23 protein-coding genes and 1 other RNA gene are annotated in these 24,271 nt (G+C 66.4%); 7 read left to right on the top strand and 17 right to left on the bottom strand.

Annotated features, from left to right (window positions below):
• Positions 1 to 182: 182 nt before the first annotated feature.
• From ABQU90_RS11520 to ABQU90_RS11530, 3 genes are all read left to right on the top strand, one after another.
• Positions 183 to 644 (top strand): MarR family winged helix-turn-helix transcriptional regulator, encoded by a 462-nt coding sequence (locus ABQU90_RS11520; RefSeq protein ID WP_055853609.1) that lies wholly within the window; start codon positions 183 to 185, stop codon positions 642 to 644.
• A gap of 99 nt (positions 645 to 743) precedes the next feature.
• On the top strand, positions 744 to 1,172 hold the full coding sequence (locus ABQU90_RS11525; RefSeq protein ID WP_055853607.1) for an organic hydroperoxide resistance protein: 429 nt from the start codon (positions 744 to 746) through the stop codon (positions 1,170 to 1,172).
• A 19-nt stretch (positions 1,173 to 1,191) separates the two neighbouring features.
• Positions 1,192 to 2,223 (top strand): alpha/beta hydrolase, encoded by a 1,032-nt coding sequence (locus tag ABQU90_RS11530; RefSeq protein WP_228324924.1) that lies wholly within the window; start codon positions 1,192 to 1,194, stop codon positions 2,221 to 2,223.
• A gap of 417 nt (positions 2,224 to 2,640) precedes the next feature.
• On the opposite strand, the gene ABQU90_RS11535 is transcribed toward ABQU90_RS11530, so the two are convergent.
• Positions 2,641 to 3,441 carry a DUF2884 family protein gene (locus ABQU90_RS11535; protein WP_323521026.1) on the bottom strand — a complete coding sequence of 267 codons (801 nt, stop codon included), beginning with the start codon at positions 3,439 to 3,441 and terminating at the stop codon, positions 2,641 to 2,643.
• A gap of 219 nt (positions 3,442 to 3,660) precedes the next feature.
• On the opposite strand from ABQU90_RS11535, the gene ABQU90_RS11540 reads away from it, so the two are divergent.
• Complete coding sequence (locus tag ABQU90_RS11540; protein WP_055853599.1) at positions 3,661 to 4,077, top strand: hypothetical protein; 417 nt, start codon at positions 3,661 to 3,663, stop codon at positions 4,075 to 4,077.
• 409 nt (positions 4,078 to 4,486) lie between these two features.
• Here the strand turns inward: ABQU90_RS11540 and ABQU90_RS11545 are convergent, their stop codons facing one another.
• From ABQU90_RS11545 to ABQU90_RS11565, 5 genes are all read right to left on the bottom strand, one after another.
• A complete protein-coding gene (locus tag ABQU90_RS11545; protein ID WP_055853597.1) occupies positions 4,487 to 4,789 on the bottom strand; it encodes a hypothetical protein in 303 nt (100 codons plus the stop codon).
• Positions 4,790 to 4,910: 121 nt separating this feature from the next.
• Positions 4,911 to 4,985: non-coding RNA, sX9 sRNA (locus ABQU90_RS11550), on the bottom strand.
• A gap of 89 nt (positions 4,986 to 5,074) precedes the next feature.
• Complete coding sequence (gene dkgB, locus ABQU90_RS11555) at positions 5,075 to 5,878, bottom strand: 2,5-didehydrogluconate reductase DkgB (RefSeq protein ID WP_323521027.1); 804 nt, start codon at positions 5,876 to 5,878, stop codon at positions 5,075 to 5,077.
• Positions 5,879 to 5,940: 62 nt separating this feature from the next.
• Positions 5,941 to 6,969 carry an NADPH-dependent curcumin/dihydrocurcumin reductase gene (curA, locus tag ABQU90_RS11560; RefSeq protein ID WP_311239435.1) on the bottom strand — a complete coding sequence of 343 codons (1,029 nt, stop codon included), beginning with the start codon at positions 6,967 to 6,969 and terminating at the stop codon, positions 5,941 to 5,943.
• 105 nt (positions 6,970 to 7,074) lie between these two features.
• On the bottom strand, positions 7,075 to 8,043 hold the full coding sequence (locus ABQU90_RS11565) for an aldo/keto reductase (protein WP_323521028.1): 969 nt from the start codon (positions 8,041 to 8,043) through the stop codon (positions 7,075 to 7,077).
• 233 nt (positions 8,044 to 8,276) lie between these two features.
• On the opposite strand from ABQU90_RS11565, the gene ABQU90_RS11570 reads away from it, so the two are divergent.
• Together ABQU90_RS11570 and ABQU90_RS11575 are read left to right on the top strand one after the other, a co-directional pair.
• Complete coding sequence (locus tag ABQU90_RS11570) at positions 8,277 to 9,131, top strand: class I SAM-dependent methyltransferase (protein ID WP_323521142.1); 855 nt, start codon at positions 8,277 to 8,279, stop codon at positions 9,129 to 9,131.
• 328 nt (positions 9,132 to 9,459) lie between these two features.
• Positions 9,460 to 10,035 carry a pseudouridine synthase gene (locus tag ABQU90_RS11575; RefSeq protein ID WP_323521029.1) on the top strand — a complete coding sequence of 192 codons (576 nt, stop codon included), beginning with the start codon at positions 9,460 to 9,462 and terminating at the stop codon, positions 10,033 to 10,035.
• A 388-nt stretch (positions 10,036 to 10,423) separates the two neighbouring features.
• Here the strand turns inward: ABQU90_RS11575 and ABQU90_RS11580 are convergent, their stop codons facing one another.
• Both ABQU90_RS11580 and hrpB read right to left on the bottom strand, forming a co-directional pair.
• A complete protein-coding gene (locus ABQU90_RS11580) occupies positions 10,424 to 10,855 on the bottom strand; it encodes a hypothetical protein (protein WP_055853585.1) in 432 nt (143 codons plus the stop codon).
• 211 nt (positions 10,856 to 11,066) lie between these two features.
• Entirely contained in the window at positions 11,067 to 13,568 is a 2,502-nt protein-coding gene (hrpB, locus tag ABQU90_RS11585) for an ATP-dependent helicase HrpB (protein WP_323521030.1), read from the bottom strand.
• A 307-nt stretch (positions 13,569 to 13,875) separates the two neighbouring features.
• Here hrpB and ABQU90_RS11590 point away from each other — a divergent pair, with 307 nt between their 5' ends.
• Positions 13,876 to 15,993, top strand: coding sequence for a methyl-accepting chemotaxis protein (locus ABQU90_RS11590; protein ID WP_323521031.1), 2,118 nt, complete (start codon positions 13,876 to 13,878; stop codon positions 15,991 to 15,993).
• A gap of 186 nt (positions 15,994 to 16,179) precedes the next feature.
• Here ABQU90_RS11590 and ABQU90_RS11595 read toward each other — a convergent pair whose 3' ends face one another.
• The 9 genes from ABQU90_RS11595 to ABQU90_RS11635 all read right to left on the bottom strand — a co-directional run bounded on the left by ABQU90_RS11595 (position 16,180) and on the right by ABQU90_RS11635 (position 23,739).
• Complete coding sequence (locus tag ABQU90_RS11595) at positions 16,180 to 16,530, bottom strand: hypothetical protein (RefSeq protein WP_323521032.1); 351 nt, start codon at positions 16,528 to 16,530, stop codon at positions 16,180 to 16,182.
• A gap of 444 nt (positions 16,531 to 16,974) precedes the next feature.
• Positions 16,975 to 17,448, bottom strand: coding sequence for a YehS family protein (locus ABQU90_RS11600; protein WP_055853578.1), 474 nt, complete (start codon positions 17,446 to 17,448; stop codon positions 16,975 to 16,977).
• Between the two features lie 259 nt (positions 17,449 to 17,707).
• A complete protein-coding gene (gene uraH / locus ABQU90_RS11605; RefSeq protein ID WP_323521033.1) occupies positions 17,708 to 18,040 on the bottom strand; it encodes a hydroxyisourate hydrolase in 333 nt (110 codons plus the stop codon).
• Positions 18,037 to 19,458, bottom strand: coding sequence for an FAD-dependent urate hydroxylase HpyO (gene hpyO, locus ABQU90_RS11610; protein WP_323521034.1), 1,422 nt, complete (start codon positions 19,456 to 19,458; stop codon positions 18,037 to 18,039). The genes uraH and hpyO overlap by 4 nt, the downstream gene beginning before the upstream one ends.
• The gene (uraD, locus tag ABQU90_RS11615) at positions 19,455 to 19,946 is read right to left on the bottom strand and encodes a 2-oxo-4-hydroxy-4-carboxy-5-ureidoimidazoline decarboxylase (RefSeq protein ID WP_323521035.1); all 492 of its coding nucleotides are present in this window, start codon (positions 19,944 to 19,946) and stop codon (positions 19,455 to 19,457) included. Before uraD ends, hpyO begins: the two co-directional genes overlap by 4 nt.
• The gene (gene hpxZ, locus ABQU90_RS11620; protein WP_323517898.1) at positions 19,943 to 20,338 is read right to left on the bottom strand and encodes an oxalurate catabolism protein HpxZ; all 396 of its coding nucleotides are present in this window, start codon (positions 20,336 to 20,338) and stop codon (positions 19,943 to 19,945) included. Before hpxZ ends, uraD begins: the two co-directional genes overlap by 4 nt.
• Complete coding sequence (gene puuE, locus ABQU90_RS11625; RefSeq protein WP_323521036.1) at positions 20,335 to 21,225, bottom strand: allantoinase PuuE; 891 nt, start codon at positions 21,223 to 21,225, stop codon at positions 20,335 to 20,337. The genes hpxZ and puuE overlap by 4 nt, the downstream gene beginning before the upstream one ends.
• Complete coding sequence (locus ABQU90_RS11630) at positions 21,222 to 22,478, bottom strand: pyridoxal-phosphate-dependent aminotransferase family protein (protein ID WP_323521037.1); 1,257 nt, start codon at positions 22,476 to 22,478, stop codon at positions 21,222 to 21,224. The genes puuE and ABQU90_RS11630 overlap by 4 nt, the downstream gene beginning before the upstream one ends.
• Positions 22,468 to 23,739 (bottom strand): allantoate amidohydrolase, encoded by a 1,272-nt coding sequence (locus ABQU90_RS11635; protein WP_323521038.1) that lies wholly within the window; start codon positions 23,737 to 23,739, stop codon positions 22,468 to 22,470. Before ABQU90_RS11635 ends, ABQU90_RS11630 begins: the two co-directional genes overlap by 11 nt.
• Between the last annotated feature and the right edge of the window lie 532 nt (positions 23,740 to 24,271).

Consider the following 24,271-nt stretch of genomic DNA (forward strand, 5'->3'; position numbering starts at 1 on the left):
CTTCCGCAAAACCAGCGCGACACCATCGCGTCGAGCGATGCCAAGACCTAGCCTGCCGATACCGATACCGATAGCTCCGGTAGGGGCCGCTGGACTCCCGGCGACATGGCCGCACCAGTCCATGACAAACATGTTCAAAAAATCGCTTGCAATTAAATAGTGTGCTATGTAAATTGCAGCCCATGGACACCGTCACTGCCACCAACGACCGCACCAACGCCTTGCTGCAACTGGATAACCAGCTGTGCTTTGCGCTGTATTCGGCCAACCTGGCGATGCACAAGCTCTACCGCGGGCTGTTGAAGGATCTGGACCTGACCTATCCGCAGTACCTGGTGATGCTGGTGCTGTGGGAGACCGATAGCCGCAGCGTATCGGAGATCGGCGAGCGGCTGTATCTGGATTCGGCCACGCTGACGCCGCTGCTCAAGCGGCTGCAAAGCGCGGGCCTGGTCACCCGTACGCGCGCCGTCAGCGACGAGCGCCAGGTCATCATTGCGCTCACCGATGCCGGGCGCGCGCTGCGCAGCAAGGCCGGTCGCGTGCCGGAGCAGGTGTTTTGCGCCTCGGCCTGCTCGTTGGACGAACTGCGTCAACTCAAGCAGGAACTGGAAAAGCTACGCTCCAGCCTGGGTGCGGGATAAGCCGGTCATCGCATCCAATTGCTCTATCCGCTAAGTAGCACGCTATTTAATCGCTAACAATTTATTCAACGCGCACTGCGCTCACTCAGGAGAACCACCATGGCCTCACCCGAAAAGATCCTCTACACCGCCCACGCCACTGCTACCGGTGGCCGCGAAGGCCGTGCCGTGTCTTCGGACAATGCACTGGACGCCAAGCTGTCCACCCCGCGCGAACTCGGCGGCGCTGGCGGCGACGGCACCAACCCGGAGCAGCTGTTCGCTGCCGGTTACGCCGCCTGTTTCATCGGTGCGATGAAGGCCGTGGCCGCGCAGGACAAGCTCAAGCTGCCAGGCGAAGTCAGCATCGACAGCAGCGTCGGCATTGGCCAGATTCCGGGCGGCTTCGGCATCGCGGTCGAACTGCGCGTCGCCGTGCCGGGCATGGACAAGGCCGAACTGCAGGCGTTGGTCGACAAGGCCCACCAGGTCTGCCCGTACTCCAATGCCACCCGCGGCAACATCGACGTCACCCTGACGTTGGCCTGATTCCACCCCGGACATCCCCATGAAACCCTACGCATCGTTGCTGTTGGTTGGCACGTTGGCGTCGGCAATCGGCGGCGCGCTTGCCGCGCCGACCGATTCCAGCGCACCGGCCGCCTCACCCAAGGTCCAGGCCTTCCTGGACGCGCTCAACTCCTCCGGCGGCAAGCCGATGGAGCAGCTCACCCCACAGCAGGCCCGCAAGATACTGGTGGACGCCCAGGCCGGCGCCACGCTGCCGGCCGCCGAGGTCACCCGCAAGACCATCACTGTCGACGGCAAGCCGCTCGGCCTGGTGGTGGTCAAGCCGCCGGGCAGCGCCGGCAAGACCTTGCCGGTATTCATGTTCTTCCACGGCGGCGGCTGGGTATTGGGGGATTTCCCCACCCATGAGCGGCTGATCCGCGATCTGGCGCGCGCCTCGGGCGCGGCAGCGGTGTACGTGGACTACAGCCCGTCGCCGGAAGCGCGTTATCCGGTCGCCATCCACCAGGCCTATGCGGCCACCAAGTGGGTCGCCGAGCACGGCGCCGAGCTTGGCGTGGACGGCACGCGCCTGGCGGTGGTCGGCAACAGCGTGGGTGGCAACATGGCGACCTCGGTGGCCTTGCAGGCCAAGGCGGCCGGCACGCCGGCACTGCGCTACCAAGTGCTGCTGTGGCCGGTGACCGATGCCGCGTTCGACAACGGCTCCTACCAGCAGTATCAGCAGGGCTATTTCCTCAGCCGCAACATGATGCGTTGGTTCTGGGACAGCTACACCACCGACCCGAAGCAGCGCCGCGAGATCTATGCCTCGCCGTTGCAGGCCAGCGTGGAGCAGCTCAAGGGCTTGCCGCCGACCTTGATCCAGACCGCCGAGCTGGATGTGTTGCGCGACGAAGGCGAAGCCTACGGCCGCAAACTGGACCAGGCCGGTGTGGACGTCACCGTGACCCGCTACAACGGCTTGATTCACGATTACGGCCTGCTCAACGCGCTCAGCGAGGTGCCGGCAGTGCGCACCGCCATCCGTCAGGCGGGCGATGAGTTGCAGCAGCATCTGGCCAAGTAACCGCGGCCGTTGACCGGTCGGTGTTCGTCAGCCCTTGTTGACGGCGCGTTCGGCAGCCGAAAGTACGAGTGGTGCACACCCTTCAAGCGAACTGCCGCGGTCACTTCACGGTGCGCCGGAGGGAGGTGTGTGCCCGCTGCTCGGTGCCATCGTGTGAGTGTGGATTGTTACAGCAGATACGCCCGGTGCGGCCGCATCGGGCGTATGTGTGTGCGTCGTTTTGTGAGCCGTGCTGGAACTGGAACAGCGGCAGGCGGTGTCGGATGCGTGACGCAACTGGCTGCTGCGCCAGGCAGCAATGGGGCAAACGCGGTCGATCGCCACGCGCCTTTCCGCTAGCGCGTGGCTCTTCCGAAGAAGACGCGGCACATCAGGCAACGGTCCTGGACTAGCAAAGCCAGCACGCGGGTGACGCGTTCAATGTGCCGCGGTGGCAACCACGCTGGCAGGCACCGGCGCGTCATCCTTGGGCGCGGGGGTGTTGAGTTCCAGCATCTGCAACTGTTCGCCCTGGAAGCGGTATTCCAACGCCTGCTGGATGGCATACAGCGCCTGCGCCTGCACGCACACCGCCTGCGCCTGTGTCTCCAGCACCTGGTTGCGCTGCTGCATGGTGTGCTCCAGCCGTGCATCCAGCTCCGCGCCACGGCGTTCCAGCTGCCCGGCACGGCCGGTCATCACCGTCCACATCACGCTGCGGGTGAGGCTACCGGCCAGATCCTCGGCCGCGTCCTCGACGCTGGCCTCGAAACGCTCGTCGAACAGTTGCTGCTCCCAGCGCCCACGCCCCAGGCTGCCATCCACCTGCGCCAGCGCGCCGGTGCGCAGTTGCTCGACCTTGCGTTGCTGACGTGCGCTTCCGGACAGCACATGTACCACACCGCCGAGCGCATCGAAGGTGATGTCGACGACCGAGTGGGCGATGGAGGTCACTGCCGGCATTAGCGCGCGGGTGCGTTGTTCGAGCTCGCGCAGCCGTTGCGCATCGGTTGCGCTGACCGGTTGCGCCTGGCGGTCCACGTTGAGCTCGCCACCGTGGAAGAAAATCTCGCGTGGCGCGCCCTGCTTGCGACGCAGCCAGATGCCGCCGCTATCGGCCAGTACGTCGTAGGAGGTGCTGACCTCGCATTGCCGCGAGGACAGCTGCGGCTTGGCGGTCTCGGCCTGCGCAGTGCAGGTCGCCAACACAAGCAGCGGCACAAGGACGGCAAGGCGCATGGGAGTGACCGCGGGCGGGGGACTGCAGCATCACGCAGCGGCGCTTGGGCTGCATGGGCAGGAAGTCAGGGTGCCGGCCGTGCCGCTCCGACCGGCGGTCGTCGTAAAGCGTGAACCGGGTCGAGCATCGGCGCGATGACGGTATCCAAACGACTGGCTCACTTGATTCTCACGGCGTATGGTGTGAATTATGTTGCATAGCAGCATCGGAGCTCAGCAATGCTCGACACACGTATCGAAAAGGTTGACCTGGCGCTGACCGAAATCGCCCAGGACCCATCGGAAAAGGTGGCGCTGTGGCAATGGGCGTGCCGCGAGATGCTGCACGAAACCCTGATCGGCATGCATCAGTTGTCGCACCTGGCCGGCATTGCCCGCCACGTCGCCAACGACTGGCGCGCGCCGGTCGACGTGATCGCACCGCCGAAGCCTTATCTGGCCGCGTCCGCCTTGGCAGACCGCCGCCTGCCGCAGGTGCTGGATGGGCTGGGCAGCACACAGGACGACGACGACCGCGCCAACCTGTGGCGGCTGCGTTACGCGAGCCTGATCGCTTCGACGCTGCAAGGCATGCAGGCGCTGGCCGAAAAGCACCGTATCGATCGGCAGGCGATGGCGATGGGTCAGTTGAACTGATTGCTGTCCACGATGCCGCGCACTGCTGCGCGGCCAGCTGTCACCGGGGTGATGCGTCGCGGAGTAGAGCGGTCGCAATGCCGCCCGTTTAGGTCATCGTGTGGTGCAGGCGATTGGTGTTGCCAGCTGCCTTATCGCGCCAGCGTGTGTTCGACGTTTTGTAGCGTCAGTGCGCTCTTGAATTTGTAGCGTCAGCGCGCTTAAAAACGGCGGCTAATTCGCGCTTACGGCCCAACCTGATTTGATGCGGCTCGCGAAAGATATCCCTTCCCAAATCAAACAACGTGGCGGTGTGCAGTCATCGCGAGCATAGGGCGCTCAGCACAACACGCAGCACGCGCTTCTTGATCGAACTACGCTGCCGTCCATCCTGCAAAATACTCGCGTTGTGCCGAAGCGCAGGGCGCCTTCAGTGCCGCACGCTTGCATCCTGCAGATGCTGCCAGGCATGGCGTACGATCCAGCGCGCCTGGTCCCACGGCACCGACAGCAGCGGTTGGTCCTGGTAGTACGCATCCTGCAGGACCCGGTACAGCTGCGCTTCGGTGGCGCGCGGATATGCCAGGTAGATGTCGTAGCCCAGCATCAGCAGGCGGGCGTAATCGGCAAACGCGTAACCGCCCAGATGCCCTTCGGCATGGACATCGCGCCAGTAGGCGATTTCTGCGTCGACATTGACGGTATTGCGGGTCAGAACGGCTGCGCTGTGCATGGGTAGGACTCCGTGACCGGGCTACCCCCCTGTGCGGGCACCGTAGCAGCGCCGGTGACGGCTCACCAGTCCGCGACGACGAGCGGTCGCCACCGCTGTCGATACATGCAGCGCCAAGCGCGGCCAATACCGTAGCGAGCAGTCATCAGATGGGTGTGGGCGGCGCACTCATAACCGCAGTGTCTGAGTGCTCCATGCCGTACCGCGTGCCGACTGCGCCCGCCTGGTGGTGAGCGCAGTCGTTGTGTCAGCCGCTCTCAGCCCGCTGCATGCGTCGGTGCACCATCAGTCCCAGTCGGGCGCGATGGCGTGCGGGTTGGCCAGCCGCTGCCCGCGGTCGAGTGCGGCGATTTCGCCCATGTCCTGCTCGCTCAGGCGCAGGTCCTGTGCCTTGAGATTGCTTTCCAGATTCGCCCGTTTGGTCGACGATGGAATCACCGAATATCCCTGCTGCAGTGCCCACGCCAGCGTGACTTGCGCCGGGGTGGCGTCATGGCGCGCGGCGATGGCCAGGATCACCGGATCCTTGAGCACTTCGCCCACGGCCAGCGTCATGTAGGACGTCACGTGGATCCCCTGTTCGCGCAGGAATGCAATCAACGCGCGATTTTGCAGGTACGGGTGCACCTCGATCTGGTTGGTGGCAATCGCCTCGGCGCCCAGGATCTCGATCGCCTGTTTGACCAGGGCAATGGTGAAGTTGGACACGCCAATCGCACGCGTCAGGCCCTGCTGCTTGGCGTCCGCCAAGGCTTCCAGATACTCGCGCATCGGTACCTGATCCTTCGGCGACGGCCAATGGATCAGGGTGAGGTCGACATACTCGGTGCCGAGTTTGCGCAGGCTCTCCTGCAGACTCGGCAGCAGCGCATCGCGGCCGAACTTGTCGACCCAGATTTTAGTGGTCACATACAGTTGGTCGCGCGGCACGCCGGAGGCGGTGATCGCCTGGCCAACCTGCGCTTCGTTGTCGTAGATCTGTGCGGTATCGACGGCGCGATATCCCAACGCCAACGCGTTGCGTACCGAGTCGATAACGACCTGATCTTTGAGACGGAAGGTGCCGAGGCCGAATGCGGGGACAGTCATTGTGTTCCTTTTGGGAATGGGGAATGGGGAATCGTAAGAGCCGGTAGAGCGCTGCGCATTGATCAGTCGAGTGCGACGACCGCTTTGCCGAAGTTTTCGCCGCGCAACAGGCTGATCAGCCCCTGCGGTGCGGCATCCAGGCCATGCAGCACATGCTCGCGATACTGGATGCGCTCTTCGCGCAGCCACTGGCCCATTTCGCGCAGAAATGCCGGCATCAGGCGGATGAAATCGTGCTGGATGAAACCTCGCACGGTCAGTCGCTTGCGCAGCACATGGCCCATGAAGTCCGGCAGGCGATCGGGCCCAGGCAGTGCCTGCCCACGGCTGTTGTAGGTGGCGATCACGCCGCACACCGGAATGCGCGCAAAGTCGTTGAGTTGCGGCAGCACCGCATCGAACACCTTGCCGCCGACATTTTCGAAATAGATATCGATGCCGTCGGGCGTGGCGGCGCGCAACTGCGCAGCAAAGTCGTCGGCGCGATGGTCCAGCGCCACATCCACCTGCAACGACTCACGCAGGTAGCGCACTTTTTCTGCGCCACCGGCAATGCCCACCACGCGCAAACCTTGCAGGCGCGCCAACTGCGCCACGGTGGCGCCGACTGGCCCACTGGCGGCGGCCACCACCAGCGTTTCGCCGGGCTGCGGCTTGCCGATCTCGTGCAGGCCGGCGTAGGCGGTAAAGCCGGGCATGCCGTAGACGCCGAGCGCGGTGCTCAGCGGCAGGCTGTCGTCCTTGGGCAGTTTGCGCAGCGGCGTTGTCGGGGTGAGCAGGCTATAGGTCTGCCAACCGCCGGAGAGCACCAGCAGATCGCCGGGCTGATAGTCGGCATGATGCGACTCGACGACTTCGCCAATGGTGCCGCCTTCCATCACCGCATCGATGGCCACGGGCGCCGCATACGACGGGCCATCGTCCATGCGGCCACGCATGTACGGGTCGAGCGACAGGAAGCGGTTGCGCACCAAAATCTGGTCGTGTCCGGTGGGCGGCAGGGCGACTTCTTCGATGCGGAAGTTGTCTGCGTTGGGTTCGCCGTGCGGGCGCGATGCCAGCACGATGCGGCGGTTGGTGATCGATGTCATGCGGAAGATCCTCGCAGGGGAGCCGCGCGTGCGCGGCCGAGGGAACACAGCGACAGAAGTCGCCGTGCGAGTGAATGAACAGGCCGATGCTGCGCTGTTGCGGCGTTACGCTGCAGCCGGTTCCGGCGCGCTTGCGCCATCCAGTTGCGCAAGCTGCTCGGCGCTCAGCGACAGCTGCGCCGCAGCCAGCACATCGTGCAGCTGAGTCACGCTGGTGGCGCTGACGATCGGTGCGGTGAGGCCGGGGCGTGCGATCAACCAGGCCAGCGCGATCTGCGCCGGCGTGGCGTTGTGGGTCGCTGCCAGATCGTCCAGCGCCTGCAGAATGCGCAGGCCACGCGGGTTGACGTATTGCTTGACCACCGAGGCGCCACGCGCGCTGCTCTTGCCGGCATCGTCGGCACTGCGGTACTTGCCGGTCAGAAAGCCGCTGGCCAACGAGTAGTAACTGATCACGCCCAGGCCGCGCTCGCGTACCAGCGGTTCCAGCTCGGCTTCATAGCCGGCGCGGTCGTAGAGGTTGTATTCGGGCTGCAGGCTTTCGTAGCGCGGCAGCGTGTATTGCTCGGAGATATCCAGCGCATCGCGCAGGCGCGACGCGCTGTAATTGGACGCGCCGATCGCGCGCACCTTGCCTTGTTCGATCAAACGGCCGAACGCGGCCAGCGTGGCTTCCAGCGGAATCGATTCATCGTCTTCGTGCGCCTGGTACAGATCGATCACATCGGTCTGCAGGCGCGTCAGCGAATCTTCCACCGCCGCTGCGATGTTCTCCGGGGACAGGCCGGGATGCTCGCTCCACTTGGCGACCTTGGTCGCAATCAGCACCTTGTCGCGCTTGCCGCTGCGTGCAAGCCAACGCCCGATGATGGTTTCCGATTCGCCGCCGCGATTGCCCGGCACCCAGCCCGAATACGCATCGGCGGTGTCGATCAGATTGAAGCCGGCATCGACGAAAGCATCCAGCAAGGCGAACGAGGTCGCCTCATCGGCGCTCCAGCCGAACACATTGCCGCCGAAGACGATCGGTTGAACCTGCAGGCCGGAGCGGCCCAGTGCGCGGGGGTGAGTCATCGTGGAAGCTCCTGATGCGAACTGCCGACAGGATAGTCATGCGCACCGATCATGCGTGTGACATCGATGTGGATTCAGCGTTCCGCCGATCGTGTGCATCGGCTCACAGGATATGAACATCTCGCGGATGCACGGCGATGCGAACCACCGCTGAGCATTGCGATTCGGGCACATGGCAGGCCCCGGGCCGCGTGCTAGGCTCGCGCTACTTTTACCCGGAAGAGGGCGCTGCGATGATCCGCAACAAGCTGGCTTGTGCGTGTGTGATGAGTGTCATGGTGGCGATGAGTGCGCCCCTGGCGATGGCCATGAAGCCGGCCGACAGCGCGAGCCCGCCGGCGCCCGATGCCGCGTTGCAGGCGGCCATCAATGGCAACTGGCGCGACCGTGTGTACGTGCAGCGCGATCAGTACCGCCACCCGGGCCAGACGCTGGCGTTCTTCGGTATCAAGCCGACCCAGACCGTCATCGAGATCACGCCCGGCGGCGGCTGGTATTCGGAAATCCTGTCGCCTTACTTGCGCGAGAAGGGCAAGTACGTGGCAGCGGTGGTCGACCCGGCGTCGGCATCCGAAGGCCGTAACCGCGATTACGCCCAGCGTGCGCGCGACGAGCTGGAAAAGAAGTTCAAGGCCAAGCCCGAGGTGTATGGCAAGCCGTCGTTCGTGTCGTATGTGCCCAAGTCGCCGTCGTTCGGCGTGGACAACTCGGCCGACCTGGTGCTGACCTTCCGTAACGTGCACAACTGGCGCATGGCCGGCAGTGCCGAGGCGATGTTCGCCGGCTTCTACAAGGTGCTCAAGCCCGGCGGCGTGCTGGGCGTGGTCGAGCACCGCGCCAAGACCGACGTGCCGGCCGACGACAAGAGCGGCTATGTCGGTCAGGCGCAGGTGATTGCGATGGCCGAAGCGGCGGGCTTCAAGCTGGCCGGCAAAAGCGAGCTCAACGCCAATCCGCGTGATACCAAGGATTACCCGGGTGGCGTGTGGACGTTGCCGCCGAGCAACAGCCACGACAAGGCCGACGATGCCAAGTACAAGGCGATCGGCGAGAGCGACCGCATGACCTTGAAGTTCGTCAAACAGTAAGCACGTGTCTGCATGCCGGCGCAGATGCGGCCGGCATGCAGTGGTTGCTGCGCATCACGGCGGTCATGTGGCGTGCGGTTGTGTGTGTATGACAGCCGGACGCAAGAACGCAGTGCATGTGCGTTGCGAGTGCGTCGAGACGGGATCTGCGATGCGTGGCGGACAGCTACGTTTGACCATGGTGTGACCTGCGCACCCGAAGTTTCCGTTGTTTCCACGGGATGCCGCATGCCAGCGACCGCGCTGCTGGTGGTGCGCATCTTGCTTACGTCATACAGCCACGCGCGGCGATCGCTGCGCGCAGCGCTCTCCTGCAACAGGTCTGTCCATGTTGGTGCTGTTGAACAAACCCTATGGCGTGCTATCGCAATTCAGCGACCGCTCGCAGCCGCCCAAGCGCACGCTGGCCGAGTTCGGCCTGCCGCCGGACGTGTACGCGGCGGGCCGCCTGGATCACGACAGCGAAGGGCTGTTGTTGCTCACCGACGATGGCGCACTGACGCATCGGCTCACCGACCCACGGCACAAACAACCCAAAACGTACTGGGTGCAGGTGGAAGGCGAGCCGCAGGACGCACAGCTGCAGGCCTTGCGCGATGGCGTGCTGCTCAACGACGGCCCGACCCGGCCGGCAGCGGTGCGCACGCTCGACCCCGCGCCGGAGCTGTGGCCGCGCAATCCGCCGGTGCGTGTGCGCAAGACCGTGCCCGATGCCTGGCTGGAACTGCAGATCAGCGAGGGCCGTAACCGTCAGGTGCGTCGGATGACCGCATCGGTCGGTCTGCCCACCTTGCGTCTGGTGCGGGTAGCGATCGGCGACTGGAGACTGGATGCGCTCGCGCCTGGGCAGTGGCGTGTGGATGACACGCCTGGCCCGCGACAGGGGCGTGGGTCGCGCAGATAGCGCTGGGGTGTTGCGATCACGTCGATGGTGCGATCGCTGCAATCGCCAGTGATGCGATCGAACTGCGGCGATTGCATGCCTCGTTCAACGAGCGGCTGACGACACGTAGCGAGCAGCTCTTACCTGGGTGTGGATGCCGCACTCGGATCCGGCGTGTAGGTGTACGGGTAGTCCCTGCTGCACCGAGCACCAGCCGCGCCCGCCTGGCGGTGAGCGCAGTCGTTTTCTCAGCTGCTCTAAAGCGGCATAGCGATCAGGCAACGTAGTGGGTTGCTATGCGGCTGAGTGCCACACAGCGCTATGAAATGCCTGCCCACAAACGAAAACGCCACAGCGCGAGGCCGTGGCGTTCTGGAGTGCAAACCGCTTGTTCGGCGGACTCGGTGTCTTATTCGACGCCGTCGCTCGGGGTCACTGCAGCGCGGCGCTGGTAGGCGGCGCGACGTGCGTTGGCATTGCTGGCATGTTCGCGATCCAGACGATGCACATTGCCACCCAGCACCTGCTGATCGCGCTGGCGCTTGCGATACACCGCATAGCCGATCAGGCCGAGGCCGGCGACGGCCGCTGCCACGGTGATGGCCGGGTTGCGCTTGACCAGCTTGCTGGCTGCCTTGCCGCCGCTGCGCACTGCGCCCAGCGCCACGCCGGTCTTCAGCCATTCGCTGGCACCCGGACCGAAATGACGCAGGCTGCTGCCGGCGCTACGTGCCTGGTCGCCCGCAGTGGATGCGGCATGACGCAGTTGGTCGCCGGCGGTGCCGGCCAGTTCCAGGGCACGCTCCAGGGCGCGTTCGGTGATCACAGTCAGCTTGCTCATTGAAGGCGTTTCCTTTCCGAGTACGTGACCTGCAGTCTGTGGCCAATGGCGTATAGGCGGCGTTAGCGGCAGTAAGCGCCGTTTGGCTAACGGTTAAAAAGCGCTGTTGCCTGCGTTCAAAAGAGATGCCGCTTCGCATTGCACGACCAACGGGCGGCCGTCCCCGCACCCCAACCGCTCTCCCGGCGGCGAGCGGCTACAGCAAGGCGGGTCAGGTACCGCGGGGTTTTGCGCGATGGGTTGCGGCGGCTGTCCAGGGGTCGTCTGGCCATGGATGCCTGGGATACCGGCCCTTCATTTCTTTTTTGACGTCCGGATAGGTGTTGGCCCAGAAGCTTTTCAGATCCTGCGTGACCTGCAGTGGGCGGCCGCCGGGCGAGAGCAGGTGCAGGGTCAGCGGGATGCGGCCATCGGCAATGCGCGGGGTTTCGGCCAGGCCGAACAGTTCCTGCAGTTTGACCGCCAGCACCGGCGGCAGCGGTTGTTGGGTGTGGTCGAGTGCGTAGCTGATCTGGCGTTCCATGCCCGACGGCACGTTGATGCGGGTCGGAGCGTGGCGGTCGATGGCCTGGCGGCGTTCCCACGGTAGGGCGGCCTTGAGCGCCTCGCCCAGGCTGGACTCATCCAGCGCGTCGAGCCGGGTCTTACCGGCGAAGGCCGGGCGCAGCCAACGGTCCAACGAGGCAAGTAATGCGGTATCGGAGAGATCGGGCAGCTCCAGCTCGGGCATCCACACCCGCAGCGACAGCACACGGGCGCGCCATTGCTGCAGGGTCTCGGTCCAGGGCAGGGCATCCAGGCCGAGCTGACGCACCGCCTCGGTCAGGGCGCCGGCGGCCTGGGCGGGATCGACACGGCCGGCGGGGCGGCTGTCGAGCACGATGCGGTCGAAGCTGGATTGCCGGCGCGCGACCAAGGCGCGTTTGTCGGCGTCCCACTGCACCACGTCCTGCTGCACGAAACGCTCGGGCAGGCTGCGGCGCAGATACGCCTCGTCGACCGGAGCGGCGCGCAGCAGTAGGGCGTCCTTGGCCTCGTAACGCAGCTCGCTAGCGACCAGCCACGGTTCGCCGCGCAGGTCGCTGTGGTCGAACAGACGCGCGCTGCGGCCGTTGGCGAGCAGATAGCGCAACGGGTCGGTCGGGTGGCGTGCGGCGATGCGGTCGGGGAAGGCATGCGCGAGCAGGTCGCCCAGCGCGTGCGCCTCCACGCTGCTGGGTGGGGCAGTGTCGCAGCGTAGTCGGCGGCGCCATTGTTTGGCGGCACTGTCGATCGCGGCCAGGCCGCCGCGGTTGGCATCGGGCGCGTTGCGGCCCTGGCGAAATGCCGCCAACGCGCGCCAGCGTGCGGCCAATCCATCGCCGCCCTGCCGCAGCGGGTCGCGCGCTTCCAGCAACGCGGCCAGGTCGCAGGCCAATGCCAGGCGCGATGCAGCGCCGGCCTGCGCCAGCATCGCGGCCAGACGCGGATGCGTGCCCAGCGCCAGCATGCGGCGGCCCAGCGCGGTGATGCCGCCGCTGTCGCTGAGCGCGCCCAGCCGTTGCAGCAATTCGCGCGCGGCCGCCAGCGCGCCAGTGGGCGGGGTATCGACAAAGCGCAGCGCATCGCTGCCCCAGGCAGCCAGTTCCAGTGCCAGGCCGGCCAGTTCCACCTGGGTGATTTCGGCGCGCCGTTGCGGCTCCAGGCGCTGCGATTGCGGCCACAGCCGGTACGCCCAGCCGCTGGCCACGCGTCCGGCACGGCCGGCGCGCTGGTCGGCCGACGCCTGCGAAATGGTGGCTACATCCAGCCGCGAAAAGCCGCTGTTGGGGTCGTAGTGCGGCTCGCGCGCCTGGCCGCTGTCGATCACCGCGCGCACGCCGGGCAAGGTCACCGAGGACTCTGCCACGTTGGTGGCCAGCACCACGCGGCGGCGGCCCTGCGCATCCGGCTGCAGCACCTGGCTTTGCGCGTCCACCGACAACTCGCCGTGCAGCGGCAATACCTGGATGGCCGGGTCCAGTGCGTCCTGCAAGGCGCCTTGCACGCGCGCGATCTCGCGTTGGCCGGGCAAAAACACCAGCACATCGCCGGGATGGGTGAGCAGGGCATGCTCCACTGCGCGCCGCGTCTGTGGTTCCAGCGCTTCGTCGCGGCGCGCGGGGAAATGTGCGATCTCCACCGGAAAACTGCGCCCGGCACTGCTCAGGCGCGGCGCATCCAGAAAGCCGGCCAGCCGCTCGCCATCCAACGTGGCCGACATCGCCACGATGCGCAGGTCCTCGCGCACCTGTGCCTGCACGTCCAGCGCCAACGCCAGGCCGAGGTCGCCGGCCAGATGGCGTTCGTGGAATTCGTCGAACAGCAGCGCGCCCACGCGTTCCAGCATCGGGTCATCCTGGATCATCCGGGTCAGGATGCCTTCGGTGACCACTTCGATCCGGGTGCGCGCAGAGGTCTTGTTTTCGAAGCGGATGCGGTAGCCCACCGTTTCGCCGACCGGCTCGCCCAACTGGCGCGCCATGAACAGCGCAGCGCTACGCGCGGCCACCCGGCGCGGTTCCAGCATCACGATGCTGCGGCCGGCCAGCCACGGCGCATCCAGTAACGCCAGCGGCACCTGGGTGGTCTTGCCGGCACCGGGCGGGGCTTCGAGCACCAGACGCGGGTGGGCGGCCAGGCTGTCGCGGATCTGCGGCAGCAGTGGGGCGATGGGGAATGCAGGTTCGGTCATGCGCGGCAAGGATACGGGCCTGCTCGCGCCGGTGCGATGGTCGGGGATCGAGGTGAAGCCTGTCAGGGAATGGCGTATGGCCTGTCGGCAACGCAACTGTGTGGGCTTGCCGCCAGCGCTTGCTGCCCAGCGACGTGCTGCGGACCAAGAGCCTGCGTGCACAAAGATGTGCGCCATTTAGCCGCTCCGGCAGCGTCCGCTCAGTTGCTGCGCGGCGGATCCGACGAGTGCAAATGCAGGAGGCTTGCATGCTTCAGAGTGCATGGCCGGCGTCGATAACCCGGTTGAACCCGTCATTGGATTGACCATGTCCACCCCGTCCCCGCGTTTTGTCAGTCTGCAAAGCAAGCTGCTGGGCGCCCTTGCGCTTGGTCTGTCGATCATCCTGTTATGCGCACTTGGCGGTCTGGGCTCTGCCTGGTTGAGTCTGTCCGGCAAGGTGCCGGTGGAAGTGGCGCAGGCCTCTGCCAGCGAAGAACTCACCCGCGATTTCCGCCTGCAGGTGCAGGAATGGAAGAACGTGCTGATCCGGGGCCGCGACCCTGCACAGCTCGAAAAACATCTGACTGCCTTCCGCGACAAGGGCAAGAGCGTGCAGGGCACGGTCACCTCACTGGCAGGCGCGCTGGCCGATCCGCAGGCGCGCACGTTGGCGCAGGACTTTGCCAAGGCGCATCTGGAACTGCAGGTCAGCTACGAAGCGGCGTTGGGCAAGTTTGCCGAGTCCGGTTACGACACCCAGGTGGGCGACCAGCTGGTCAAGGGCAAGGACCGCGCGCCCAGCCAGACGTTGGAGGCGTTGGTCGCGCGCAGCAAGGCGTTGGCCGATGCGGCCGTACTGGCAAGTTCGCAATCGGCGCAGCACATGCTGGTGTATTCGGCGCTGGCCACCATTGCTGCGGCGTTATGTCTGGTGGTGGTGTTGGGGTGGTGGATTCGTCGCTCGATCGTGCGGCCCATCGAAAACGTCGCGCGTGCGGCACGCCTAGTGGCGGCCGGCGATCTGTCCGCGCGCGCTGCGGTCAGCAATCGCGATGAAATCGGCCTGCTTGGCCAGGCGATGGGGCAGGTGGTCAACACGCTTACCGATGTCTCCAGCGCGCAGGCGGACATGGCGCAGCGCCACGAAGCCGGGCAGATGAGCTACCGCATGGACGCGCAGGCGTTTCCCGGCGCTTACGGCCGCATGGTCGATGACACCAACGGATTGATCGGCGCGCAGGTGGGCCTGATCGGCACCATGCTGCAGGTGATGCAGCATTACGCGGTGGGCGACATGTCGGTGGACATGCCGCGCCTGCCGGGCGAAAAGGCGCAGATTACCGATGCGATGGACACCACCAAGCGCAACCTGGCGGCCATCAATGGCGAAATTCGCGGCCTGGTGGACGCCGCTGCGGCCGGCGACTTTGCGACCCGCGGCAATGCCGATGCCTACAAGTTCGAATTCCGCGGCATGGTCGAGGGCCTCAATGGCCTGATGCAGAACGTGGACCAGAATCTGGGCGAGTTGTCGCAGCTGCTCAAGGCGATTGCCGATGGCGATCTGACCGCGCGCATGCGCGGTAACCAGCAGGGCGTGTTCGCGCGGATGCGCGACGATGCCAACGCCACCGTGCAACGCCTGACCGATATCGTTGGCGATATCACGCTGGCCGCGCAGACCATCCGCACCGCCTCGGCAGAAATTGCCGCCGGCAACAGCGATCTGGCGCAACGCACCGAACAACAGGCGGCGAATCTGGAAGAAACCGCCGCCTCGATGGAAGAACTCACCTCGACCGTGCGGCAGAACTCCGACACCGCGCAGCAGGCCAGCCGTGGTGCGCAGGCCGCTGCCGACATCGCCGGCCGTGGCGGCGAGATGGTCGCCAGCGTGGTCGATACCATGGGCGAGATCGAAGTGTCGTCGAAGAAGATCGCCGAGATCATCAGCGTCATCGACGGCATCGCGTTCCAGACCAATATCCTGGCGTTGAACGCGGCGGTGGAAGCCGCGCGCGCCGGCGAACAGGGCCGCGGCTTTGCGGTGGTGGCCTCCGAAGTGCGCGCGCTGGCACAGCGCTCGGCCGGTGCCGCCAAGGAGGTCAAGCAGTTGATCGATGCATCGGTGGAGAGCGTGGCGCGCGGGAGCGCGCGCGTGGATCAGGCCGGACGCACGATGCAGGACATCGTGCAATCGGTGCAGCAGGTGACCACGCTGATCGCCGAGATCTCTGCCGCCTCGCGCGAGCAATCGTCGGGCATCGAACAGGTGGCGCGCACCGTCAACGACATGGACGAAACCACCCAGCGCAATGCAGCGTTGGTGGAAGAAGCCTCGGCCGCCGCACGTGCGATGGAAGAACAGGCAGTGGAGCTGAGCGAAGCGGTGTCGGTGTTCCGCCTGGATGCACGCAAGCCGCGCTTGGTGGCGGCTGCGTAAGCGCGGCGCGCAGCCGCTGCGTCGCCGACAGGTGCGCGGTGGGTTTGCGGTGCCGGCAAGAAGGGCGACGTCTGCACGCCGGTTTCTGCGCGCCGCGCGTTGCCGCCTGACCACGGCTTGCTAGATGGTGTGGGTTGCATCATGGCGCGGCAGCGGCGATGGATCGCTGCAGCTGCGTCGCCTGTTTCAGCGGCCGGGCGACACGGGCGGTTCCACATCGCTCTGGTATTGCCTGCCGAAGCATTTTTCCAGGCGTTGATTGCGTTCGCGCTGGTTGCAGGGCTGGCGTAAGGCCCCGGTCATCGATAAAGCCGCGCGCGCCAAGCCGGAGCGGAAGGCCCAGGTCTGCTGCACTTCGCCACCATCCGGCGCCCAGGCCTGGTTGAAGCGCGTGGTGTCCACCGGCAAGGCATCCGGCGGCGTGAGCAGGCGCTGGCTGCGTGCGGCGATTACTGGCGTGGTGTCTTGCACCTGCAGGTTCAAGCCGGGCGTGCCGGTCGCGGCCGTGCCGGGAGTCAGGGGCGAGGGCGTCGCCAACGCGGGTCCGATAGGCTGTTGCGCAGTCGCGATGAGACGCGTGTTCGTGCGCGTCGGTGCCTTGGGGGCTGGTTGCCGCATCCGTACAGGCGGGGTGGGTGCTGGCGACGGGTCACGTGCGATGAACGTGAGGGTGATGCGCGTGGCGGTGATGTCGCGCTGCCGTGGCATGCGGTCAGGGGATAGGTGGATGAGCCAAACGGCAAACACCACGTGCAGCACGAACACAGCGAGCAATGCCGATGCCGACTCGTGCCAACGTGACTCGGCACGCAATCCTGGTGCACTCCCCATGCGTCACATCCGTGTGGTCACTTTTGAAGCGTAGTGATCGCGGTGTTGGGTTTGCGTTATCCACATGCGTCAGCTGTGCAAGCCGCGATGCCGCTGCGCTGCGGCACGCCCGTACGGATCGGGATCCGTCGGGCAGTGCGCCAGGCACGCTTAACCCGCTTCGCGCACCCGGGCGGTGAGGCCTTTGAGGAAGGCGCGCAGCAGTTGGTCGCCGCAAGGGCGGAAGTTCTTGTGGCCTGGCTGGCGGAACAGGGCCGACAGTTCAGGCTTGGACAGGGGGAAGCCGGCGCCAGCGAAGATGGCGTGCATGTCCACGTCCTTCAGTTCGAAGGCCACGCGCAGTTTTTTCAGCACCAGATTATTGCCGACGCGGGTTTCCAGCGGGCGGGCCGGCTGACTTTCATCGCGGCCGCGGAAGCGAAGCACCAGGCCATCGAGAAAGCGCGCCAGCATCGCATCGGTGCAGGGCTCGAAACCGGGCTCGTCTTCCTTCTTCAGCCAGGCCTGTACCTGCGGCTTGTCGAGCGCGAACTCGGGGTCGGCCAGGTGAGTGATTTCCACCACCTTGTCGTCGCTGAGGTCGAGCATGTAGCGGATGCTGCGCAGTACATCGTTGTGGATCATGACAATTCCGGGGCCCCGGCCTGTCGCCGGAAAGGCGTCATTCTACGGGGCCGGGGTGGAATGCGGCGTGTGTCGCGCCGATCCGTTACCGATCTGAAGCCGCCCGGAAGCGGCTGACAAGGCGTTGTGGGCAGCCGTCGTGAGCCGCTGTCGGGTGCATACGGCTGGTGCGTGGGAGTTGCAGGTTGAGCGGTAGGCGTCGGACCACGGTATCGACCGCGCCGGTCTTGCGGGCGAGCACAGTCGGTCTGAGCGCCACTCAGCTGCCGCGATACGTGGAATACCCGTACGGCGACAGCAGCAGCGGCACATGGTAATGGCCGTCGTCGGCAATGCCGAAGGCGATGGGCACCTGTTCCAGGAACGGAGGGTCGGCCAGTGCGGTGCCGGTGGCGCGCCAGTAGCCGGCCACGTCGAATTCCAGCCGGTAGCGGCCGGGTAGCAGGGTCAGGATAGCCAGCGCCGGGCAACGCCCGTCCTGGTCGGTGACCGCCTCCAGCTGCAATGTGTCGCCGGCGAACAGGCGCAGCGGCACCCCGGCAGCAGGGCGACCGGCGGCGGTATCCAGCACATGGGTGGACAGGGTGCTCATGCGACCGCCTGGGTCGGTTGCGGCCACTGGCCGACGAATTCGGGTTGGTCGTAGGCCAGATAGCTGTCGACCATGGCCTGGCGGTCGTCCAGGAACAGCTGGTCGGCCACCGCGCGGGCCAGCCGCGGCAGCGCAACCTTGAGCCCGGATAGCGCGGCGGCCGAGGGGCCGTGGTTGATCAGCGCCGAATAGTTGAAGGCGAACAGCCCGTGCAGCAGTGCGGCGTCGTCGGGCGTGCGTGGTAACAGTTCGAAGCCCGGCCCCAGATACGGGTGTGCATCGAGCACCGGGTTGGCCTGGCCCGGCGGTGCTTGGTAGCGGTCTGCCCAGCAGGCGATGCGCCCGGATAGCGCGGCCAGCTCCGGGCGCAGCTGTGGGTCGGTGACCAGGCCGGTGGCGACGGCCAGGAAATCGAAGCGGTGTTCGCCGTGCGGGGTACGCACCACCACCGCGCCATCGCGCTCGGCCATCTCCAGCCACGGCGCGCCCAGGTGCAGCGCAAAGCCTGGGTGCGCGCAAGCGCGCTGGAAGGTGTCATTGGTGGGCGGTTGGTTGTGTGCGAAGAAGCTGGCCATCATCCGGTACTTGTCCGCATCGGGCAGCGTCAGAAACCGCGGAATGATGCCGGCCTGCTCCATGTGGCGGAACGGGTTGATGCGCGGCAATTCACTGCGGCGCACGAACACTTCGGCCGTGGCGACGCCTTGGTCCAGCGCAAAACAGGCGTTGTCGAATGCGGAGGCGCCGCCGCCGAGAATGCCCACGCGCTTGCCGGCAAGCGCGGCGAAGTCGATATGGCTGGAGGTGTGTGCGTAGCGGTGGCTGGGCAGGGCACGGCCGATCCAGTCCGGCACCACCCACTGCCCGCCGCCCTGGATGCCGGTGGCCAGGATCAGCTTGCGCGTCAGCAGCGGCGCTCCCATCGACAGATGCAGCCGGTGGATGCCGGGCGCGACCTCGGGTTCGACGCGTGCCAGCTGCGTGGCGTTGCGCACCGGCAGCCGCAGCGCCGCGCGGTACCAGCGCAGGTAGTCCATCCAGCGGGCGCGCGGAATCTTGTCCAGCGTGTCCCAGGCCGCGCTGCCGTGTTGCGCTTCCCACCAGGCGCGGAAGGTCAGCGAGGGCACGCCCAGGTCGATCGAGGTGATCTGCTTGGGCGTGCGCAGTGTCTGCATCCGTGCGTAGGTGACCCAGGGGCCTTCCTGGCCTGCGGGGTTTTCGTCGATGACCAGCACGTTGTGCACGCGCTCGCGTTGCAGTGCGAACGCCGCGCCCAGCCCGCTCTGGCCGGCGCCCACAATCACCACGTCGTAGACATGCCCGGCCGGATGTACGCGCGGTTGCACCCAGGCATCGCCGCCATGGGCCAGACGTTGTAGGTCGCGGGCGAGCTCGCGTTCGAGTTGGGCCAGGCTCATGGCAGTGCCTCCAGGCGCAAGTGGACGATCTTGCCGATCTCGGCGAGGGCGGTGGCGATCTCGGCGTCGCGCGAGGCATCCATGCGCTGCTCCAGCGCGGCCAAAATGCCGGCCTTGTCGTGCAGCCGCACGCAGATCACGAACGGGAAACCGAAGCGCTGGCGATAGGCCTGATTGAGCGCATGGAAGCGGGTGAATTCGTCCTCACTCAACCGATCAAGACCGGCCGAGGCCTGCTCGGCCGCCGAGGCGGCGGTGAGCGTGCGGTCGATGGCCGCCTTGCCGGCCAGCTCCGGATGCGCGCAAATCAACGCGACCTGATCTTGCGGCGATGCATCGAACACCACCTGCATCAAGCCGTGATACACGTCCTCGAACGGGCGGCGACGCACGGCGCGCTCCACCACCCACGGCGAATGTTCGAACACCTCGCGATAGCGCGCCACGAAGGCAGCCTCGTCCAGCACACGGTCGTTGGTCACGCTCATGCGTGAGTCCCTTGCAGCGACACGTGCGCGGCCACCACTTTCCAGCCATCGGCAAAACGTACCCAACTCTGACTCTGGCGGCCGCGCGCGCTGCTGCCTTCGCGGACGAATTCCGCATGGGCGGTTGCGCAGTCCTGGCCATAGCTGTGCACTTCTACATGCGCAAGCTGGCGTTGTGGCGAGCCGCCGCGGCCGATGCGAAACGCGCGGATCGCGTCGATGCCGTACAGCACTTCGCCCACGCCGTAACGCACGGTGCTGGGCGCTGCATGAAACAGCGCATCCATCGCGGCAATGTCATCGCGCATCAATGCGCTTTCGTAAGCGTGGAAGGCGGCAGTCACCTGCGCGATCACCTCGGGCAGATCGATGTCGGCAGTGACAATGCTCATGCCGGATGCACCTGCAACCAGTGGCGCGCGATATCGATGCGTCGCGCCACCCACGCATCGCCGCTGGCCAGCACGTGATCGACAAAGCGCGCCAGTGCGGCCGCGCGTGCGGGCTTGCCGACGATGCGCCCGTGCAGGCCGATCGAGAGCATGCGCCCGCCTTCGCTGCGCAACTGCTCGAAGCTGTCGCGCAGATAGCGAAAGAACGGTTCGCCATCGGCAAACCCGTTGTAGGCGACGAACTTCATGTCGTTGGCGTCCAGCGTGTACGCCACGATCAACTGCGCGCGGCCGTGGCGGGTGTCGTAATACGGCACATCGTCGGCATAGCTGTCGGCGTCGTAGACAAAGCCGCCTTCTTCGGCAACCAGGCGTGCGGTGTTGGGGCTGGTGCGGCCCTGGTACCAGCCCAGCGGGCGGCTGCCGGTGACGCGGGTGTGCACCGCGATGGCCTGCGCGATATGCGCGCGCTCGGTGGCTTCGTCGATGTGTTGGTAGTCGATCCAGCGCAGCCCGTGGCTGGCGATTTCCCAGTCGGCAGCCTGCATCGCGGCCACTGCGTCGGGATTGGCGGCCAGTGCGTTCGCCACGCCGAACACGGTCACCGGCACCGCGCGCGCAGTGAACAGCCGATGCAGCCGCCAGAACCCGGCGCGGCTGCCGTACTCGTACAGGCTTTCCATGGCCATGGCGCGTGCGCCGGTTTGGGCGTGTGCGCCGACCATTTCCGACAGAAATGCTTCGGATGCCGCATCGCCGTTGAGCACGCAATTTTCTGCGCCTTCTTCGTAATTGATGACGAACTGCACGGCGATGCGCGCGCCACCCGGCCACTGCGCAGCCGGCGGGGTGGCGCCGTAGCCGACCATGTCGCGCGCCGCGCTCATGCAGCCGGCTCCGCATGCCAGGCCGCCAGGGCGGCTTCCACCGCCAGGCCCGGCGTGCAGGTGTAGCCTTCGGCACGCAGCACCGCTTCCAGCGCGGCCAGGGTGAGCAGCACCTTGTGCTTCATCGCGTTGTAGCCCATCGCGCCGATGCGCCAGATCTTGCCTTGTAGCGGGCCGAAGGCGGTGCCGATCTCGATCTCGAAATCCTCGCGCATGCGCCGACGCACCGCGTCGTTGTCGATACCCGCCGGGATCACCACGCCGGTGACGTTGGTCATGCGATGCGCCGCGTCGCCGAACACCTCCAGCCCCATCGCGGTGATGCCGGCGCTCACCGCACGGCTGGCGGCGGTGTGGCGCGCGAACCGTGCGTGCAGGCCTTCCTGCAGCGCGACACGTGCGCATTCGCGTGCGCCGTACAGCATGGTGGTGGCTTCGGTGTGGTGGTTGAGGCGCTTGTCCGACCAGTAATCCATGATCATCGCCAGGTCGAAATAGTTCGACGCGATGCGTGGCCCGGTGCCGTTGACGATGTCGTTGCGCACGATGCCGCGTTCGACATGCCGGCGCGCAAAGATCGCCTCGGCCGCGCGCTCGGACACGGTGATTGGTGCCGAGCCGGACGGACCGCCCAGGCATTTCTGCAGGCCGGCGGTCACCACGTCCACGTCCCAGCGGTCGCTGGCGATCTCCATGCCGCCGATGGTGGCGGTGGCATCCACGTAACTCAGCGCGCCGGCCGCGCGGCACAGTGCGCCCAGGCCATCGAGCGGCTGCGCCATGGTGGTGGAGGTGTCGCCGTGCACGGTGGCTACCAGTTTGGGTGCCACCCGTTCGATCGCCTCGGCAATGGCGGCCAGCGGCACCACCTCGCCCCACGGTGCATCCACGCTGTGCACGTCGGCGCCCAGGCGCTGCAGGATTTCGGTAAGCAGCAAGCCGAAGCGGCCGAAGTTGATCACCAACACGCGGTCGCCCGGTTGCACCAGCGATACCAGCGCCGCTTCGATGCCGGCACGCGCGGTGCCGTCGACCAGAAACGTCCAGCGATTTTCGGTGCCGAACAAGGGCCGGTATAGCGCCATCACCTCGTTCATGTAGGTGGTCATTTCCGGGTCGAACTGGCCCAGCAGATCGGCCGCCATCGCGCGCAGCACGCGCGGATGCGCATTGACCGGGCCGGGGCCCATCAACAGGCGTTGTGGTGGGTCGAGTTCGCCAAAGGTATGCAGGTGGCGCAGATCAGGTGACAAGGGGGTCTCCCAGGTGTTCGATGAAATGGCGCATGACCGCCAGGGCGACCTCGGCATCGGCCGGGTCGACGTGTTCGTCCGGATGATGGCTGATGCCGCCGGCGCAGCGCACGAACAGCATCGCGGTTGGGCAGAGTGCGGCCATCGTCATCGCATCGTGGCCGGCACCGGAGACCAACCGCCGCGGGGCGATACCTTGCGCGGCGACGGCGTGGTCGAGCCGGGTCATCAGCGTCGGTGCGCATGGGCTGGCGGCGAGGGTTTGCAGCGGGGTGATGGCAATGGCGATACCGCGCGCTGCACCGATGCGTGCCAGTGCCTGTTCGATGGCGCGCACTGCGGCATCGCGGGTGGCGTCGTCGCCGGCGCGCACGTCCAGCGTGCAATCCACGCGACCGGGCACCACGTTGACGGCGCCGGGTGCGAGCTGCAGCTTGCCGACGGTGGCGACCAGATCGTTGCTGCCATCGCGTGCGATGCGTTCGATCGCCAGCAGCGCCTCGGCCGCAGCGCTCAGGGCATCGCGACGCAGCACCATCGTGGTGGTGCCGGCATGCCCGGCTCTGCCGTCAAAGCGCAGCGCGAAGCGGCGTTGCGCGGCGATCGCGGTGACGATGCCCACCGGCAGGCCGTCGGCTTCGAGCACCGGGCCTTGTTCGATATGGGTTTCCAGATACGCCAGCACGCTGCCCGGCGTGCGTGCGGCGTGCTGGATGTGCGCGATATCCAGGTCCCAGTCTGCCAATGCGGTGGCGACGTCGATGCCGGCGGCGTCGGTCACCGCCAACGTGGTCGGGTCGAGCGTGCCGGCCACCGCACGGCTGCAGAACATCGAGGCCGGAAAGCGCGAGCCTTCTTCGTCGCCGAACGCGATCACTTCGATGGCGAATGGCAAGCGGCGCGCTTGCGCGTGCAGTGCGGCGACGCATTCGATGCCGAGCAGGATGCCGAGCGGGCCGTCGTAGCGGCCGGCATCGCGCACGCTGTCCAGGTGGCTGCCGATCAGCAGCGCCGGTGCGTCGGCCTGCGTGCCGTCGTAGCGGCCGATCAGGTTTGCCGCCGCGTCCAGGCGCACCTGCATGCCGGCCTGGCGCATCCACGTGCTCACCTGCGCGATGGCAGCGCGGTGCGCCGGGCTGAGCCAGGCGCGGAACAGTCCCTCGGGTGTGTCGCTGTAGGGCGCGACGCCCAATGCATCGCAACGCGCCACCGCACGTGCGCCGGAGCCGCTGTCCGGTGAGAGGCGCTGGGTGCTCAGCATAGGGCGTGATGCGGGTGAGCCGATCCACAGGCGCTGCGCGGACCGCGATGCGATAGCGACTGATGCATGGAGCCTCCGCAGGCGGTGGGGAAGGGCGAGGCATCGCCGGGCGATGGCGTGCCCGGACGATGGCGTGGCGACAGGCGCTTACCGAGCGGGCAGCGCCTTGAGATCGACTATACGAACCACCCCCGTCACCCCAAAGCGGTTTTTTTAGGGTCACGCGTTGCAAAAAATGCGACAGGCGCCGTGGCCATGCGTCCCCTCTCCTATCGGGAGAAGGGGCCCGAAGGGCGGATGAGGCGGCGTCGCAGAGCGCTGTCAGTCCCTGCAAAGACAAACGCCTCGCCATGCGCCTATAGAAGCGAGGCACCGCCTGCTTCGCCAAGCCCTCCCTCCCCAACCCCGGCTCCACGCCCCGGCCCACGCTTGCGGCGCGGGCGCACCAATGCACGCACGCCAGTGGCGCGCACGCCGTGCCTTGGAGCCCCGCAGGAGAGTGGCGATAACTGTGCCGCCTCCAATCCAAACG

Source organism: Xanthomonas sp. WHRI 10207 (assembly GCF_040202975.1).
Taxonomy (GTDB): Bacteria; Pseudomonadota; Gammaproteobacteria; order Xanthomonadales; family Xanthomonadaceae; genus Xanthomonas.

What these genes read in the sequence shown, in the direction of transcription:
- ABQU90_RS11520 (WP_055853609.1), top strand. Translation starts at nt 183, where the DNA reads ATGGACACCGTCACTGCCACCAACGACCGCACCAACGCCTTGCTGCAA.
- ABQU90_RS11525 (WP_055853607.1), top strand. Translation starts at nt 744, where the DNA reads ATGGCCTCACCCGAAAAGATCCTCTACACCGCCCACGCCACTGCTACC.
- ABQU90_RS11530 (WP_228324924.1), top strand. Translation starts at nt 1,192, where the DNA reads ATGAAACCCTACGCATCGTTGCTGTTGGTTGGCACGTTGGCGTCGGCA.
- ABQU90_RS11535 (WP_323521026.1), bottom strand. Translation starts at nt 3,441, where the DNA reads ATGCGCCTTGCCGTCCTTGTGCCGCTGCTTGTGTTGGCGACCTGCACT.
- ABQU90_RS11540 (WP_055853599.1), top strand. Translation starts at nt 3,661, where the DNA reads ATGCTCGACACACGTATCGAAAAGGTTGACCTGGCGCTGACCGAAATC.
- ABQU90_RS11545 (WP_055853597.1), bottom strand. Translation starts at nt 4,789, where the DNA reads ATGCACAGCGCAGCCGTTCTGACCCGCAATACCGTCAATGTCGACGCA.
- dkgB (WP_323521027.1), bottom strand. Translation starts at nt 5,878, where the DNA reads ATGACTGTCCCCGCATTCGGCCTCGGCACCTTCCGTCTCAAAGATCAG.
- curA (WP_311239435.1), bottom strand. Translation starts at nt 6,969, where the DNA reads ATGACATCGATCACCAACCGCCGCATCGTGCTGGCATCGCGCCCGCAC.
- ABQU90_RS11565 (WP_323521028.1), bottom strand. Translation starts at nt 8,043, where the DNA reads ATGACTCACCCCCGCGCACTGGGCCGCTCCGGCCTGCAGGTTCAACCG.
- ABQU90_RS11570 (WP_323521142.1), top strand. Translation starts at nt 8,277, where the DNA reads ATGATCCGCAACAAGCTGGCTTGTGCGTGTGTGATGAGTGTCATGGTG.
- ABQU90_RS11575 (WP_323521029.1), top strand. Translation starts at nt 9,460, where the DNA reads ATGTTGGTGCTGTTGAACAAACCCTATGGCGTGCTATCGCAATTCAGC.
- ABQU90_RS11580 (WP_055853585.1), bottom strand. Translation starts at nt 10,855, where the DNA reads ATGAGCAAGCTGACTGTGATCACCGAACGCGCCCTGGAGCGTGCCCTG.
- hrpB (WP_323521030.1), bottom strand. Translation starts at nt 13,568, where the DNA reads ATGACCGAACCTGCATTCCCCATCGCCCCACTGCTGCCGCAGATCCGC.
- ABQU90_RS11590 (WP_323521031.1), top strand. Translation starts at nt 13,876, where the DNA reads ATGTCCACCCCGTCCCCGCGTTTTGTCAGTCTGCAAAGCAAGCTGCTG.
- ABQU90_RS11600 (WP_055853578.1), bottom strand. Translation starts at nt 17,448, where the DNA reads ATGATCCACAACGATGTACTGCGCAGCATCCGCTACATGCTCGACCTC.
- uraH (WP_323521033.1), bottom strand. Translation starts at nt 18,040, where the DNA reads ATGAGCACCCTGTCCACCCATGTGCTGGATACCGCCGCCGGTCGCCCT.
- hpyO (WP_323521034.1), bottom strand. Translation starts at nt 19,458, where the DNA reads ATGAGCCTGGCCCAACTCGAACGCGAGCTCGCCCGCGACCTACAACGT.
- uraD (WP_323521035.1), bottom strand. Translation starts at nt 19,946, where the DNA reads ATGAGCGTGACCAACGACCGTGTGCTGGACGAGGCTGCCTTCGTGGCG.
- hpxZ (WP_323517898.1), bottom strand. Translation starts at nt 20,338, where the DNA reads ATGAGCATTGTCACTGCCGACATCGATCTGCCCGAGGTGATCGCGCAG.
- puuE (WP_323521036.1), bottom strand. Translation starts at nt 21,225, where the DNA reads ATGAGCGCGGCGCGCGACATGGTCGGCTACGGCGCCACCCCGCCGGCT.
- ABQU90_RS11635 (WP_323521038.1), bottom strand. Translation starts at nt 23,739, where the DNA reads ATGCTGAGCACCCAGCGCCTCTCACCGGACAGCGGCTCCGGCGCACGT.